This is a genomic window from Syntrophorhabdaceae bacterium, from assembly GCA_035541755.1.
Lineage (GTDB): Bacteria > Desulfobacterota > Syntrophorhabdia > Syntrophorhabdales > Syntrophorhabdaceae > PNOF01.
In genome coordinates this window covers 18,910-35,522 of record DATKMQ010000173.1, presented here as the reverse complement: position 1 = coordinate 35,522, position 16,613 = coordinate 18,910, and the positions used below count along the sequence as shown (strand labels likewise).

Genomic DNA, 16,613 nt, shown 5'->3' with positions numbered 1-16,613 from the left:
CCAATAAAGACTACAGCGTATACGATACAAGCTTTGGAGCAAGGAGCTTATACGACGACTGGACAATAGGCGGCTCCATCGAAGCGGGTACCACCCTTCTTCCAAGAAACAACATTAAGACAGCTTTCCATTACAAAAGAGATACCCACAATGAGCGTAACACGGTTGGCAGCGACAATTTGCCCGAACCCTGGCAGAGATCCGATGATCTGATTAGCTCCTGGGGCATGGAAGACACCATTGATATCACCAAAAGTCTTTACTCAATTATCGGGGTTAGCCACGACAAAGCGGAGGGGCTTCGTGCCCGCGAATGGGATCCCAAGAATGTACCTGGTGGTTGGTTTGACTATGCGGTCGGCTCCACCTCGTCATGGAACCCTCAAGCAGGGCTCTTCTATCTGGTTTCCGATACGGGCAAGCTCCATGCCAGCGTCGAAAAGAAGACAAGGTTCCCTTCCATGAAAGAAAAATTTTCAGGAGGTTTCGGAACAAAACTGCCCAACCCCAGTCTGGCGCCTGAAAAATCGGTTAACTACGAGATTGGTTACGAGGATATGTTCCTGAAAAAGGTGCGGTTTAAGACCGCGGTTTTTCACAATGACATTACCAATGCCATTCAGTCCATCACGGTCGCTCCCAAAATAACGCAGAATCAGAATATCGGGGAGGTGCAGCAATACGGTATTGAAATAGAGGGAGTGGTATCTGTCACAAAAGACATCGAAGGAGGGCTCAACTATACGTATCTTGACAGGAACAATGAGACGCCTATCAACCAGTACAGCCCCACATATATCAGGCTGACCAGCGTTCCGGTGCACAAGATCTTTAGCTATGTGAAATACACAACCCCCCTCAAGGGATTAAGCACGTTAGTTAGCGTCGAGTATCTCTCGGATACCGGCACAACGTCTGATGGAATCTACAATACAGGGGCATTTGCACTTGTCAACATGAAAGCGTCCTACATCATACGAGAAGGATTGATGGTTGAAGCCGGCGTCAATAACGCTTTTGATCGGTATTACGAGTATGCGGTCGGCTACCCGGAACCGGGAAGAACTTATTTCGCAGGCGTGAGATATAGCTTCTGAAGAATCGTCATGATTGTAGATGAGACCGCAGATATCCTTCAAAGGCTTTATGGCAAAGCCCTGAACCACATAGTCATAGAGGGATTGGTTGTGGGCATATTCTTTACAGGGGTGAAGCTTTCGAGCGGGTCCGGGGGCGTCTCATACACGCCTGTCTCGGACATACACAAGAATCCCTGTTGTAGCAATATGCCTCTGCAGCTTGGCGCCCCTGGAAACCTCCGGGGCGCATCTGTTTCTGAAATACTGAATACATCAGATGACTCGCCGCTTCTCAACACAGTACGTCTCGTGGTATTGAACGCCCTTTCTTCTCGTTTCTTTACCAAGAATCGATACATTATGGCAAACAACCGCGACGTTCTTGATGTCGTCAACCTCAAATCCGTAAAAAGAATAGCCATGGTGGGGGCTATTAGTCCTATTCTGTCGCGACTCAAGATTATTGATGGGATCGGGCTTTACGTGATCGAAAAGAAGAGGCAGTCTCTCCATAAGGATGAAATACGATACTACGTACCGTCGAAGAAAGCCGGAGAAATAATTCCACGCTGCGATACGGTGATCATTACCGGTGCATCGGTGGCTAACGGAACTATCGATGAACTCCTCGGCTATACGAGTCCCGACGCACGGGTGATCGTCACAGGACCCACGGTCAGCTTCCTGCCCGATGCGCTATTCCAAAGGCATGTGCATATCGTGAGCGGGGCCATGGTGACCGCCGTCGACAAGATGCTCGATATCCTTGCACAAGGAGGAGGGGCGTACCACCTCTTTCAAGCTTCCTGTTTGCGAAAGATCAATATCATCCGGGATGAAAGGAACGATCAAGCTAATTCATGAACAAAAAGATTGGATCAATACGCAAAGAGTTCGTTCTATCGCTTCTCGTCCATTTTGTGGTACTAAGCGCCGCGATCGTGTTGGCCGGCCAGTTTGACAAAAAACTCGATGCCCCTGTGGTTGTCTTTTTGAGCGATGAAATGCCGGGCGGCAATGGCGGCAGCGGCATAAAGGATGTGGGCTTTCAGATAAAGAAGGGGCAACCATCGCCCGTGGCTCACAGGATAATGGCCGCGAAGGCCGCTCAAGTCCTAACCGAGCAAGCCGTAAGCATCGACAGGAATAAGGCAGACAACGCTCAACCCAAAACTGCGCCATTGGATGCGCCATCCGTGGAAAATGTTGTGACGGCAACTACCGTGCCGGCCGGTTCGCCCACGGGGACAGGTTCAATCGGAGGCGGCTCGGGAGGACCGGGTGGTGGCGGATTCGGCGTGGGCTCGGGCGGCGAGGGAGGCAGCGGAGGTGGCACGGGAAGAGGCCACGGCACCGGTTCGGGTGACGCAAATCTCCTCATCGAGCAATATCTCGCGGAACATTACGCCTACATCAGGGATCTCATTATGAAACATCTTACCTACCCTCAGATAGCAAAGAGGATGGGATGGAAGGGAAAGGTTGTGGTCTCCTTTCTCATTAAGGAAAATGGCAGCGTTGAGAACTCGAGAATCATTGTCAGCTCGGGGCACGAGGTGCTCGATAAGAACGTGCTGGCGGTGATCAAGGAGGTGCAGCCTTTCCCAAGGCCGCCCATGAAGGCGGAACTTATCATGCCTGTTACGTACAAGTTGGAGTAGAGATAGATCAATCAAATGCAAAGGAGATGCTCCTATGGATAGGGATAAACTGGATTTGGAAATGTGTCTGGAGCGAGCAAAACAATTTCACGGAGACCTCTGTGCCGGAATTACCCTGGGCACTCGTATGTCAATCATAGGGCTCAAAGCCATTGGCATTGACGATCCCAAAGGAAAAGACAGAAAAGATCTTATTGTCTTTGCCGAGACGGACAGGTGTGTGACCGATGCCTTGCTTGCCACAACGGGATGTCATCCAGGCAAAAGAACCATGAAGATCCTCGACTACGGCAAGATGGCCGCTACCTTTGTAAACCTGAAGACCGGCAAAGCGGTCCGGGTGAACGTAAAGAATAAAGACGGCAACAAGAAGCAGACCCGCGAAGAGATCGAGCAAAGTCCTCATACGGACGCATATCTCACGATGCCGGCCGAAGACCTCTTTAATGTCGTGGAGGTTTCCGTGGATCTGAAGCCTCAAGATTTACCGGGTAAGCCGCTCCATGTGGTCACATGCGCCTCCTGTGGAGAGCGGATCATGGACATGAGAGAAGTTATCCAAGATGGAAATACCCTCTGTAAACCCTGCGCGAGCAACAGCTATTACTATGAGCCGCTTGGTTCTCAAGCGAGACCAAAGGTGTAAAAAAGTCCGCCGCAGGCGATACCAGGAGATAGATGATCGATATTCAGACCATAGATTGGAATGAAGTGTGGAAGGCAAAGAAAGCAACACGCCCTTATCCTACCCGCGACTCCGCATCCTGGGATAAACGGGCGCCTTCTTTTGCCGAGCATGTAGCGAAAACTGCGTACGCCGAAGCATTCTTGAAAATAGTTAATCCCAAACGCAACTGGACTATCTTTGATATGGCCTGCGGGGCAGGAACGCTCGCCATTCCTTTCGCAAAACGTGTAAAGGCGATCACAGCCGTAGATTTTTCCGAGGCTATGATCCGTATCCTCAGGGAGCAGTGCCACAGGTCAGCAATTTCAAATATCAGGACCATCAATGCGAGCTGGGCAGATGATTGGGGCAGAGCAGGTATAGGTCTCCACGATGTGGCGATCGCTTCGCGTTCTCTTGTGGTGGATGACCTCCGTTCAGCCATCCTGAAGCTGAGCAGCATGGCAAAAAGACGCGTCTATATTTCTACGATCGTGGATGACGGGCCCCATGACCGGCGCGTATTCGAGGCCATAGGCAGAGAGCTGAACATCGGCCCTGACTATATATACACGTACAATCTCCTCTATCAGATGGGGGTGAGGGCGAATATCGATTTCATAACCGAGAGGAACCACAAGGCATACAAGAGACGCCATCAGGTTGTTGAATCCATGAAATGGATGCTCGGCGATATGACCCCTGAAGAAGCAGAGAAGCTCAACGAGTATCTGGACAAACACCTGGTTTACGATGCGGGATGGTGGATGCTCAATTACGAAAAGCCAATCACCTGGGCGGTAATCTGGTGGAACAAGGATAGCCATAGTTAATTTCGCAAAATTTCATAAGGAGGAAGGCGGCAATGAAATGCATTTTCAGAAGAACATTATTTTCTGTACTCATACTCGGGATCTTTCTCATATCTCAAATGGCGTTTGCTCAGGAAAAGACAGAACAAAAGGACCCACAAAGCACTCAAAAAACATCGGGAGATCAAGCGGCGCAAAAAGCTGAGGCTGAGACCCCGCAGAAGACCCTTCCCAAGAGTTCGCATAACCTTGAAGAGATTACAGTAACCGGTAAGAAGATTGCAGAGCCGGTGACAAGCCCATACGCGGTGGCCGAAAGCAGCAAGCTTCAGACCAACACCATCACGAGCGAACAGATCGAGGCCCTGCACCCAGAAACCGTCTGGGATGTGATAGAACAACTGCCCGGCATGGAAGTGACCTTTCAGGGAAGACAGCACATGGAGTTCTCCAATATGAGGGGTACAGGCAATTTCGGGATCATCCTGGACGGTGTCTACGTTTCGCAGATTGATCGCATACTTCAGACCCTTCCTGTGGATGCCATCGAGTCTGTAACAGTCATGCGGGATTCCACGGCACTCACGCTCGGCCCTCTCACCAACTTTGGCTCAACCACCGGCGACTCGAATCAGGGTTTCATCATTATCAAGACCAAACGGGCTGCAAAACTTGAAGGCGGCACGGTGGCAAGCTACGGAAGCTTTCATACCGAAAAGGAGCACCTCTACCAGGGGTCTAAAATCGGCAATTTTGATTACCGGGTAGCCGGCACCTACAACAACACGCTCGGGAAATCGAACTGGTACAACGCAAGCCGCAACGAATCCGCCCTTCTTCGGGGCGGATATACACGGTCTGACCTGGAAGCCGATGTACTCTACTACGCAAGCCGCGGCATGCGAGAATTCGAGCGTGGTCTAATCCTGCAGCCTGGCGGAACCGGGCCGGTCGGGACCCTCGACACGAGCAAGTGGAAGATAGACCCTCTCATCTCAAACATGTTTGCCGCCAACTTGAGCAAACACTGGAACGATACACATACGACGAACTTCAGTTATGCGTACAACGGCATCATCGTTACGAGTATGACGACCAATTTCCCTGACGGAAAGGGTCAAAAAGTGACCTTTTCAGATCAGGACAGCCGCAGCCAGAGCTTGAGCTTGAGACACGTCCTCACTTCTCACAACAATATTCTGAAGGCCGGAGGCCAGTGGAACGACCAGGTTTTCCCTGCCGCAAACGCTCCAAGTTCAGCAAGTAGAAGCGACGAGGACTTGTTCGGCCTCTTCGCCCAGGATGAGTACCATATGTTGAATGACAGAATGACCGTAGACGCAGGTATCAGAGTGGACAAGGAACTCTATTACGATAGTCCTGTAACATATAGGCCGGTGAACGAATGGTCGAGACCGGTATACGCCTACACCGTGGGCACCGCATTCAAACTCATCCCAAAGCTCACGCTCACCGGACGATATGCCTATACGGAGAATTATCAATCCGGATATCAGGACAGCGTTTCCAAGACGGTCCTGCCCGTTGAAAAGCGGTCCCGATACGAAGGCGGAGTTCTCGCAAACCTGTACTCTTTCCTGAATCCGTGGCTCACCATTTACTACTACGACACGGCAAACCAGAAGACGAGTACAACTGTCGGCGGTCAATCCTCCTTTATCGACCCGTCCACAGGAGACGAGATCGATTATGTGACCACAACGAACATAATAACCAGGGGAGCAGAATTCGGCTCATCCGGAGAGGTGTTCAAGTCCTCTACGTACGGCACCCTCATTTACCGCATCCAGTACACTTACGTTACAACCAACGACCTCTCCACCAATAGGAGTATGGGTCACAATTTTGCGAGCGGCGTCATCAGCTACAAATACAAGAATTTCGACGCCAACTTCAGCGCGCGGACTGTGGATACCCACGGCCAGAGCACTTCCCCCATAGGGACCATATACTATGAACTGGGCGGCTATCAGCGCTATGACGCCAACGTAGCGTACAATTGCAAACTCTTAAACAGGGACACAAGGATCACGCTATACGGACGAAACCTGGGTAACACCCACTATGCCACCCGATACGTGACGGGCACATACAGAGACCCCGGTCTTCAAGTCGGGGTGCAGCTTGCCTACAGCTTTTTCTAACATCCAAAGGAAAATGAGAGATCGTCGTGAAGAACTTCTCGGCGACGAGGATTAGATGGGACTAATAAGAATATGAAGATGGACGTCCAACAATTCGACAGGATCGCTCGGGAGGCGTTCGCTCCTGTTTATGTCTTCATCGCGCAACAGATAGCAGAAAGAACGGGCATCACAAATGGCGTCTGTCTCGATGCGGGATCGGGCGGCGGCTATCTTTCCCTGGCCCTCGCACGCATTACAGACCTTGACATACTGCTCCTCGACAGTTCGGAGGAAATGATCGATATCGCAAATCAAAACATCGCCGCATCCCACTTCAAAGCAAGGATGTCCGTTCTCCGCGGTGATGTGCATGAAATTCCCGTCAATGACCAATCTATCGATCTTGTCGTAAGCAGGGGCTCGGTATTCTTCTGGGAGGACAAGGCAAAGGCATTCCATGAGATATACCGGGTTCTCGCTCCGGGCGGACGGGCTTTCATCGGAGGGGGTTTGGGCTCACCGGAAATCCAGGCGCAGGTCATGGCAAAGATGAGGGAAATCAATAAAGCGTGGTCCGGTCCTATGAAGAGAAGTAGAAATCATGAAACTGAATACCGCAAAGCACTGCAACAGGCCGGTATCAAGAATTGCTCCGTAACAAGAAGTGAAGTGGGCCTGTGGATTGAAATGTGGAGATGAAAACGCTGAACTGATGAGGAGGTAGCATCAATGTTGAAACAGAGAAACTTTGGTATCATTGCACTAATAATAGCACTCCTTGTACCGGCTCTTACTTCACTGTCTACCGCGAACGCGCGGGAGGTTGTCGATATGGCCGGCCGCACGGTGACCTTACCGGATTCTATCGGGAAGGTATATGCGCCCTCGCCCTATGGCTCCTTCATCATGTACTCTGTGGACCCGTCCATGTTGCCGGGGCTCAATCTCTCCATAAAAGATGAGGACAAAAAATACTTCCCGAAAGAGGTGGCCAATCTGCCGGTTATCGGATCTCTCGGGGGTCAGGGTCAGGCCGCCAATGTTGAAATACTGCTCAAGGCAAAACCGGATTTGTTGATCATGTGGTCGGCAAACAAATCCGCGATTAACGAAAGATCGGAAGAATCGATAAAGAAGCTCAACATACCCTTTGTCTACGCCGTGGCCGAGAGTCTTTCCGACTACCCCGAGGTCTATTTGTTCCTCGGTAGACTGCTCAAGAGAGAAGACCGGACCAAACAGTTAAGCGGCTATTTCCGAAAAACACTCGATGATGTGAAGAACACGGTAAGCAAGATCCCCGCCGAAAAAAGACCTACGGTCTACTACGCTGAAGGTGTGGACGGCCTCAGCACGGAATGCAATGACTCGATCCATGTGGAACTGCTCCAGCTCGCAGGCGACAGGAATGTCCATCGCTGCCACACATCGAGTCACGTGGGGTTTGAGAAGGTCTCAATGGAGCAGATCATGCTTTATAACCCCGATGTCATCGTAGCGCAGGAAAAGGTTTTCTACGATAAGGTCGTCAGGGAAAAGAGCCCGGTATGGCAGAATATCAAGGCGGTGAAGGAAGGGCGCGTCTATCTCATCCCCAGACACCCCTTTAACTGGTTCGACCGCCCTCCGTCGTTCATGCGTATCCTTGGTCTTAAATGGTTAATGAATTGTCTCTATCCGAATGACTACCGGATCGACATCGTCAAAGAGGCCCGTGACTTCTATCGGCTCTTTCTCGGGACGAGTCTTTCTGAACAGGACATAAGGCAGGTGATATATCAGCAATGAGGGGGCGTACGTGGCGTCGGTGCATTTTTTGACATATGAATGCCGCCGGGAGCAGAAGCTCATACCCGGCAAAGAGCATCGTATCGTGGGGCGAATAAGAAACGGGGGTGCCACAAGGTTGCATGCATTATCTCGTAAATGGGCCCTTATCTTCTTAACGGTCTTGTGCATTGTCGCTGCCGCACCCTGCGCCAGGGCACGGGAAGTGGTCGATATGGATGGTTGTAAGATAACCGTTCCTGACAGAGTAATAAAAGTATATGCTACTTCGCCCCCTTCGACATATATGCTCTACGCCATGGATCCGGACGTACTCGTGGGCCTCAATTTTCCCCTTAAGGAACAGGAAAGGCGGTTTCTCCGAAAAAGCGTCACGACCAAGCCGGTCATAGGCGGCTTTTTCGGCCAGGGCCAGACCGCAAATCCTGAGCTGATCTTAAAGGCAGACCCTGATGTGATCATCATGTGGAGGCAAAAGGGGTCCATGGGAAAGAGCATGATGGAAGAAGAGATGATGAAGAAATTCCCCATCCCTAAATTTCACGTTCAGGTTGATAGCCTCAAGGATTACGAAAAAGCTTTTATTTTCGTTGGAAGGCTTCTGGGAAAGGAAGACAGGGCAATGGTCTTGAGCAAGTATGGAAGAGATGCGTTGACCGACGTGCAAAAAAAAATCGGGTCTATACCCGCTTCAAAGAGAGTGAGGGTCTATTACGCCGAAGGCCCTGATGGTCTGAGTACCGAATGCGATACATCGTGGCACGGCGAACTAATAAACCTCGCCGGCGGGGTAAACGTACACCGGTGCGACATAAAGGACCAGATGGGCATGGAGAAAGTAAATCTCGAACAGGTAATCGCGTACAATCCGGATCTGATTGTGGTGCAGGAAGACACCTTTTTTGACGCCATTTTCAAAGACCCCCGATGGCAGACCGTAAAGGCTGTCAAAGACAAGCGGGTCTATCTTATCCCCAAGGCCCCCTTCAACTGGTTCGACCGCCCTCCGTCGTTCATGCGCTTCCTGGGCGTAAAGTGGTTTGCCAATTGCCTCTACCCTAACGAATACCCCATCGACATAGTCGGGACCGCAAAGAAGTTCTACAAACTGTTTTTGGGCATTGATCTTTCCGACGAAGAAATCAGAAAGGTGATCTATCCATGAAGCACGGCAAAACCTTTTTCCCTTTTCTTGCGCTCCTGCTTATAGGCGTAGCGGGCTTCTCGCTCACGCTTGGTAAATACCCGCTCGCGGCGGGCGATATTAGCCGTTTCCTTTTTTTCAAAATATCCGGTGTGGGGAACATTGAACGTGAGCGGCTTCTTTTACTCGAAAACCTTCTCATCGATATCCGCTTGCCTCGTATCCTTGCGGCCATCCTCGTCGGCGCTTCGCTTTCCGTCTCAGGGGCAGCCTTCCAGGCCATGTTCGTGAACCCCCTGGTTTCGCCTTCGCTCCTCGGCGTGCTTGCCGGCGCTTCATTCGGGGCAGCGGTGGGCATGGTCTTTTCTAAAAGCTGGGTCGCTGTGCAATGCTTAACCTTTGTTTTCGGGTTCATGGCGGTACTTGTCTCTGTGGGCATAGCCAAGATGCATAAGGGAAATACTGTCCTGCTCCTCGTTCTTGGCGGTGTTATCAGCGGCGCTCTTTTCACCTCTCTTCTTTCGATCATCAAATACATCGCTGACCCGTATAACCAGTTGCCAGCCATCACGCAGTGGCTCATGGGCGGGCTATCACTTGTTGACAGAAAAACACTACTCGCTGCAGGCATCCCACAGGTGGCGAGCATTATCCTCATAACACTTTTTTCCGGGTATCTCAATGCGCTGAGTATGGGCGACGAGGAAGCACGGGCGCTCGGCATTCCCGTGGAATGGGTTCGCATGCTCCTTATATTCTTCGCGACGCTTATGAGTGCGCTCACAGTCGTGCTCGCCGGGATGATCGGCTGGGTTGGGCTTATCATTCCTCATATCACCCGTATGCTCGTCGGTCCCAACAACAAGGTGCTTGTCCCCGCGAGCGCCTTGATCGGGGCTCTTTATCTCGTTGTTGTGGACGATGTTTCGCGCATGCTCTTCAATGTAGAGATCCCTATCGGAATCACCACGTCACTTATCGGCATACCATTTTTTGCAATGATATTGAGAAAGGCCAAAAAAGGATGGAACTAAAACCATTGATCGAAGTGCAAGGGGTATCTTTCGGCTATACCCAAAAGAACGTGCTGAACGATATCAACTTCACCGTCGCAGAGGGAGAGATCCTTACGTTGCTCGGGCCCAACGGATGCGGAAAGAGCACCCTCATCAAGATCATGCTCGGCCTTATCCGCCCGGCCGAGGGCAGAATTTTCTTTGACGGTGAGGATATTGCACAGCTTGGCTCCAAGTTTCTCGCCAGAAAAATAGCTTACGTGCCGCAGACACATAAAAGTTCTTTTCCCTACACGGTTATGGATGTGGTGCTCATGGGGAGGATACCCCACAAAACTTTCTTCTTCAGATACTCCAAGGAGGATATGAGCGTGGCCGGTGATGCAATCCAAAGGCTCGCCATAGCGCACCTCGCGGACAGAGCTTATACGGAGATAAGCGGTGGAGAGAGGCAACTCACCTTGATCGCCCGGGCGCTCGCCCAGGGCGCCAGGACATTCATCATGGACGAACCGGCGAGCGGCCTCGATTACGGGAACCAGTTGAGACTCCTCGATCAGATCATGAAGCTTTCGAGGCAAGGATACACCTTTATCAAATCAACCCACTCGCCGGAGCATGCGCTCTGGGTCGCCCACCGCGCAATCATGATAAAGAACGGCGCCATTATGGCAGATGGTGCATGTGGCGACATAATTAGCGACGAAAATCTATTCCATCTCTATGACGCAAGAGTCAACGTACTGAAGCTTAATGGTTCTTTACGCGTTTGCGTTCCGGAGAGTATATGCAGCTAAGCGGGATTTGACAATCGTTAGGAGCAACCGGTGCGGCGTGCAGTTTTGTTATCCGTCGTCGCATCTTTAAACGGATATAGCAAAACTGGAGACGGCATAAGCCTGTGAGCTGAAATGATTGATGAGGATGCAAATTGTGAATCAGATGACCCAACAAGATAATAACGCCGCTTTGACTAACGATAAAACAAGCCTCGGCGTAGACAGTCGTCTTTTTTGGGACGAAAAGGCGTCAGAGTATACCCTTCCCTTCGAGGAAAAGACTGTGGCACGAACGAACCAGGTTATCGATCTTTTAGAGCGTAAAGGCATTATCGTCGCAGGAACGCATATTCTCGACGTAGGCAGCGGCCCGGGAACCTTCGCACTTCCCCTGGCTTTGCTTGGAGCGTCGGTTACGGCACTTGACATATCCGACAAGATGCTTTTGCGTCTCATCGCGGAAGCTCAGCGCGTCGATGTAACGGTCGCAAGGACCGTCCGGGCTTCCTGGAAAGAAATTGATCCAGACACGGAAGCACTCTCGGGGGCTTTCGACATTGTTCTCACGGCCCTGTCCCAAGCAGTAGAGGACGAAGAAGATATTCTAAAGATGGAGAAGTGTTCCAGGCAATGGTGCGTCTACATAGCAACAGGTAAGATACAACGTCACCCCACCTGCAACAAGATACGGCGGATGCTCAGCCTGTCTCTCAACCCCAGGCCAGACATTCGTAACATTCGAAAAACGCTTAAGCAGATGGGAAGAATCTTTTCGTATACATCTTTTCCGATTACCATAGAGGAAACGAAAACCATGCAGGAGCTGGCTCTAGACCTGGCAAGAAGCGTGGAAGCGCAGGGACGAGGAGTTGACCAATCACGAATCTTAACCGCCATTGCCACTCTCTTCAGGGATCGCGAACAACATGAATCTGTCCAGTGCAAAAGACGCAGTGTTACCGGAGTGCTAATATGGAGGGGCAATGAGAAATAACCGCCTCGCCACTCGGCCATCCCGGCGTCTCAAGGCCTCATTTTTCTTTGTTCTCTTTGTTCTCTTTGTTGGTTCTTCTTATACGGCTTCGTGTGCCCGTGAGATAACGGATATGGCGGGCCGAAAAGTCGTGGTGCCAGACAGGATCACAAAAGTCTGCGGGGACTGGCCAATCGTAATGTATCTCATCTACGCAATCGATCCCACTCTCCTTGCAGGAATAAGCGCACCTTTTACAACAGAACAGAAGAAATATTTGTCTCCTGAGGTGGAAAAACTCCCCGTGGTTGGGGGATTTTTCGGGCAGAGCGCTACAATAACCATGGAAGCCCTTCTCAAAGCAAAACCCGATGTAGTAGTCGCTGAAATGTGGGGTAACATGGAACTCAATGTGCCATCAGAGAAACTGCTCGCCAAACTCGGCATCCCTGTGGCGTACGTGAAGATCGATAAGACGAGCGATTACCCTGCCGCCTTTCTCTTCCTTGGGAATCTCCTTGGACGTGAAAAACGGGCGCGCACCCTTGCCGATTACGGTGATCGGGTACTTAAAGAGACGGCCCGAACAAGAGACCTTATCCCTCAGGTCGAGCGACCCCGCGTCTATTATGCGGAAGGAATGAGCGGGCTTTTTACGGAATGTGATACGTCCATTCATGCAGAGCTTATCTCGCTTTCAGGTGCAACAAACGTCCATCGGTGCAGTGATGGCAGGTTTAAAGTGAGGGGCAGGGAGCCCGTCTCGTTGGAGCAAGTGCTTCGCTATGATCCCGAGGTAATTATAGCGACAGAGCCTGCTTTCTACGGGAATGTCTTCAAAGACGAGCGGTGGCAGAATGTCAGGGCGGTCAAAACAGGCAGGGTTTATCTATCCCCGACAATGCTTCTCAATTGGTTCGATAGACCGCCCTCATTTATGAGGCTCTTGGGCATCAAGTGGCTCATGTGGCGTCTCTACCCTGAACGGCACCACACAGACATAATAGGGGAGGCCTGCAAGTTCTACCGGCTCTTCCTTGGAATAAATGTACCGGAAGAGACGATGAAAAGGGCCCTGTTTCCGTAAGTAATAGTGCCATCGATATGTATTAGAAAGGAATATCAACGAATGCGAGCACCTGTTCCACCACATTCTATTATTCTCAAGAGGAGGAAACCACTATGTCACGGATTTTCTGCTTACTGTTGTTAATTGCACTATTGTTCTCCCCCGTAGCAGGATCGGCAGCGGAAAAAGCAAACGCTTCGCCGGGAGGACCGACGGCTTCATCCGAGGAGAGTAAGACGCACGAAAAGGGCATTGTTCTTCCTGAAGTAGTCGTAACCGCTACGAAGACCAATGCCCCGGCAGAATACTCTCCATTCACCACGTACACGGTTGATCGTGAAAACATAGAATCTCAGCCCGACTATATCATCCCAAACTATGGTCAGCTTATTCAGGATTTACCTGGTGTATTTGTCGGCCAGGCGCCAAATAAGAATCCGGCCTGGGTAAATCTCCGGGGAACAGGCGATTTTAGTGCGAGGACCGTCTATCTCATCGACGGCATGCCTGTTGGATCCTCGATATCGTTTACCAATACCATTAACAGGAATGATATAGAGAGAATCGACGTTGTCATGGGTCCCTCATCCGCCCTTTATGGCGCCAACGCATCAGGCGGCGTTGTGAATATCATTACGAGGCAGGGTAAGAAAGATATGGGGTCTACACTTTCCGTCGGATACGGCAGCAACAATACGAAGCGCCCTTACGCCAGCACGGGTGGGGCATTTAGACAGGGAGATAACCAGTTCCACTATTATCTCTCCTATGCCGGCGACTATTCGGACGGATATAGCAATATTCCTATCGACAATACGCGGAGGATATATACAAAGAGTCCTTCGACCCTCACGACTGCGACGGTGGACAGCGCGGATTATAGCAGTACATATCTGTCGGGAAAGGCTGGCTGGATTGGAAGGGACGGAGCAAGCTTCACGATTGCATATAACTACGCCCTTCTCAACATCAACGGCGGCCAGCCCAATCTGATTCCTTTGGACAGCGGGAAACAGGGCCTCGGAAGTGTCCGGTTTCAACTTCCTGTTAGTAACATAATGAAGATCACTTTTTCCGGAGGATACCAGGATTGGGATAGACCGGCCAAGACCGATTACGGCATTTCTCAAGTCGGTTCGAAGCTTGTATTTGATTGGAGGAAGCGTTACTCGCAAGAATCGAAAGTGACGAGGACGCCCCTGGAACTCCAGGACGATTTTTACCTGGGGAAGAACAACATTTTAACAGCTGGAACCTTCTACAGCAGAGAAAGGATTGGATCAGATACAAACACGTGGACCACTGGGGCAGCCGTTTCCGGGACCGATTATAAAACGGACCAAGAGGCCTTTTACCTCCAGGACCAAGCTTTATTCCTTGACAAAAAGCTCTCTCTGCTGATGGGTGCTCGGTATGATAATTGGAAATTCCACGATATCTACGATAGCGCTTCAACACCGAACTATCTGAAGGACTCTTCCAGTAACTATACTACCTATCGGGGAGGAGCAAAATATCGGATCAACGATCAGTTCGCTATTAGATCATCTGCCGGTACGGCATTCTATCCCGGCCTCCCCACGTGGTACTTTCAAAATACTACCACCGGGACCACGTGGCGTGTAGCGAATCCTGACTTGAAACCGGAAAAGACCTGGATGGTGGATCTTGGATTGGAAGGGCAGCTGAAAAAAACAGGCACTTCTTTCAACATGACCACATATTACGGGAAGATCGAAAATATGTTTTCAGGCGTCTATAGTCCCAGCCCGACTGTCCCCGGCGTATCGCTTCTGAAGATCCAAAACATAGGCAAGGTGGAGATCTATGGCCTTGAAACTCAGATAAATCAGATCATCACGGATCAATTTTCAGCTGTCATGAATCTGACCCTGAATAAATCTCTTATCATAGAGGATCCCGCCAATCAAGGAAACCAGGTGGCCAATACCCCCAGTTTCATGGGCAACGCGGGAATACAATACATGAACCCCAGGCTCATGAGTGGAAGCCTCATATACCGATACGTGGGCAACCAATTCTACGACAATGAAAATACCAGACTTCCTTTTTACAGTATGGACTCCTACCAGACGGTCGATCTAAAGATATGGCGCGATTGGAAACTAACGGAAAGAACCATACTAAAGACTGCTCTTACGGTTGAAAATCTCCTGGATAGGCAATTTGCCCAGGAATATGTATATCCCAACCCTGGCCGGACGATTATGGGCGTAGTAAGCGTCAACTTTTGATCCCAATTCGAGTGGGGTGATATGAAAAATAGCATGCTCCCAAACGTTGATAAGGCGATCGCGTCCCTTCTTGAGACTGTGGAACCCCTGAAACGCGTAGTGACAGTGCTTCTGGAGGATGCCGACAACAGGGTGCTCTCCAAGAATGTTGTTGCGCCTATGGACTATCCGCATTATGATCAGTGTATTCTGGACGGTTATGTTCTGCGAGCCCTTGATACCGTTGGCTGCGGGGAGGGTTCCGAGAGGGTGCTGCGCGTAACCACAGATGAACACATCGCTAGTGGTTGTTGTGTGCTGGCGCACACGGGGAGCGCGTTGCCTGGAGGAGCCGACGCGCTTCTCCCTCTTGAAGACGCCAAGGAAAGGGACGGCTGTGTTCTTGTTTCCAAAGAAGTAACAAAACATCAATGGATCTGGCCCCGGGGTGGTGGACTAGCCAGGGGTGACTGTGTAAATAAAGAGGGGCTGCAGCTGAAGCCTGTTGACATTGCCATGCTTGCCAAGCTGGGGGTGGGCGATGTCGAAGTATACGACAGACCCCGTGTTTTGATCGTACCCACCGGTGATGAGTGCGTAAAAAGGGGTGATCAGATTTCTCCGGGATTCGTTTACGAAACGAACGGACTCATGTGTAGTCTCCTTGTTGAACGGTATGGCGGCTGCCCCACGCTCCACGAGATCGTTCCCGACGACGAAACACAACTCAAAGAGGTTTTGATGGACGGAACCGATTACGATCTCATTATCACCATAGGCGGGAGCTCCAAGAGTAAAAGAGACCTCATGGAACAGGTGATATCGTCAATGGGGGAGGTACTTTTTCATGGTGTGGCCCTACACCCTGGAAACCATATGGGCACAGGTCTTATACGAAATGGGGAGAAGACGATACCGGTAATCTTTCTTCCCGGTTATACCGAATCATGCGCCGTCGCTGCTTTCATGTTTGTTGACGCTGTTGTCAAAAAGCTCGGTCATTATCCCCCGTCATCCCGCACCGGACATCAGGCGCAACTGATAGGGAGAGCAACTGCTTCTCTCGGAGTACGAGGGGTGCGAAAAGTTAACATTCACGACGGCAAAGCGAGGCCGATCAAGATGCTTGGCGAATCCAATTTAATGGGGAAGTATGGATATATTATGATTCCGGAAGATCGGGCCGGTCTGGAGGCAGGAGAGTTTGTGGAGATAATCTACTTTGAATGAATCATTCTTAAGGA

General features: G+C 50.7%; 15 protein-coding genes. All 15 read left to right on the top strand.

The annotated features are described in order from the left end of the window. Positions 1-1,097: TonB-dependent receptor (locus tag VMT62_17045; protein HVN98135.1), on the top strand; the 1,097-nt coding region annotated here is incomplete at its 5' end. Positions 1,098-1,106: 9 nt separating this feature from the next. Next, complete coding sequence (locus tag VMT62_17040) at positions 1,107-1,943, top strand: DUF364 domain-containing protein (protein ID HVN98134.1); 837 nt, start codon at positions 1,107-1,109, stop codon at positions 1,941-1,943. Further along, complete coding sequence (locus tag VMT62_17035; GenBank protein HVN98133.1) at positions 1,940-2,740, top strand: energy transducer TonB; 801 nt, start codon at positions 1,940-1,942, stop codon at positions 2,738-2,740. The genes VMT62_17040 and VMT62_17035 overlap by 4 nt, the downstream gene beginning before the upstream one ends. 34 nt (positions 2,741-2,774) lie before the next feature. Beyond that, positions 2,775-3,386, top strand: coding sequence for an FmdE family protein (locus VMT62_17030; protein HVN98132.1), 612 nt, complete (start codon positions 2,775-2,777; stop codon positions 3,384-3,386). A gap of 32 nt (positions 3,387-3,418) precedes the next feature. Beyond that, a complete protein-coding gene (locus VMT62_17025) occupies positions 3,419-4,240 on the top strand; it encodes a class I SAM-dependent methyltransferase (protein HVN98131.1) in 822 nt (273 codons plus the stop codon). 32 nt (positions 4,241-4,272) lie between these two features. After that, the gene (locus tag VMT62_17020; GenBank protein HVN98130.1) at positions 4,273-6,384 is read left to right on the top strand and encodes a TonB-dependent receptor plug domain-containing protein; all 2,112 of its coding nucleotides are present in this window, start codon (positions 4,273-4,275) and stop codon (positions 6,382-6,384) included. Between the two features lie 78 nt (positions 6,385-6,462). Beyond that, positions 6,463-7,065 carry a class I SAM-dependent methyltransferase gene (locus VMT62_17015; GenBank protein HVN98129.1) on the top strand — a complete coding sequence of 201 codons (603 nt, stop codon included), beginning with the start codon at positions 6,463-6,465 and terminating at the stop codon, positions 7,063-7,065. Between the two features lie 30 nt (positions 7,066-7,095). Continuing rightward, on the top strand, positions 7,096-8,154 hold the full coding sequence (locus VMT62_17010) for an ABC transporter substrate-binding protein (protein HVN98128.1): 1,059 nt from the start codon (positions 7,096-7,098) through the stop codon (positions 8,152-8,154). 10 nt (positions 8,155-8,164) lie between these two features. Continuing rightward, positions 8,165-9,319, top strand: a complete 1,155-nt coding sequence (locus VMT62_17005) for an ABC transporter substrate-binding protein (GenBank protein ID HVN98127.1) — start codon at positions 8,165-8,167, stop codon at positions 9,317-9,319. Beyond that, positions 9,316-10,332 (top strand): iron ABC transporter permease, encoded by a 1,017-nt coding sequence (locus VMT62_17000; GenBank protein HVN98126.1) that lies wholly within the window; start codon positions 9,316-9,318, stop codon positions 10,330-10,332. The genes VMT62_17005 and VMT62_17000 overlap by 4 nt, the downstream gene beginning before the upstream one ends. Then, positions 10,323-11,111 carry an ABC transporter ATP-binding protein gene (locus tag VMT62_16995; GenBank protein HVN98125.1) on the top strand — a complete coding sequence of 263 codons (789 nt, stop codon included), beginning with the start codon at positions 10,323-10,325 and terminating at the stop codon, positions 11,109-11,111. Before VMT62_17000 ends, VMT62_16995 begins: the two co-directional genes overlap by 10 nt. A 145-nt stretch (positions 11,112-11,256) precedes the next feature. Next, positions 11,257-12,087, top strand: coding sequence for a class I SAM-dependent methyltransferase (locus VMT62_16990; GenBank protein ID HVN98124.1), 831 nt, complete (start codon positions 11,257-11,259; stop codon positions 12,085-12,087). Continuing rightward, a complete protein-coding gene (locus VMT62_16985; protein ID HVN98123.1) occupies positions 12,077-13,153 on the top strand; it encodes an ABC transporter substrate-binding protein in 1,077 nt (358 codons plus the stop codon). Before VMT62_16990 ends, VMT62_16985 begins: the two co-directional genes overlap by 11 nt. A 95-nt stretch (positions 13,154-13,248) precedes the next feature. Beyond that, positions 13,249-15,390 carry a TonB-dependent receptor gene (locus tag VMT62_16980; protein ID HVN98122.1) on the top strand — a complete coding sequence of 714 codons (2,142 nt, stop codon included), beginning with the start codon at positions 13,249-13,251 and terminating at the stop codon, positions 15,388-15,390. Positions 15,391-15,411: 21 nt separating this feature from the next. Further along, positions 15,412-16,599, top strand: a complete 1,188-nt coding sequence (locus VMT62_16975; GenBank protein ID HVN98121.1) for a molybdopterin molybdotransferase MoeA — start codon at positions 15,412-15,414, stop codon at positions 16,597-16,599. The last annotated feature ends 14 nt before the right edge of the window (positions 16,600-16,613 follow it).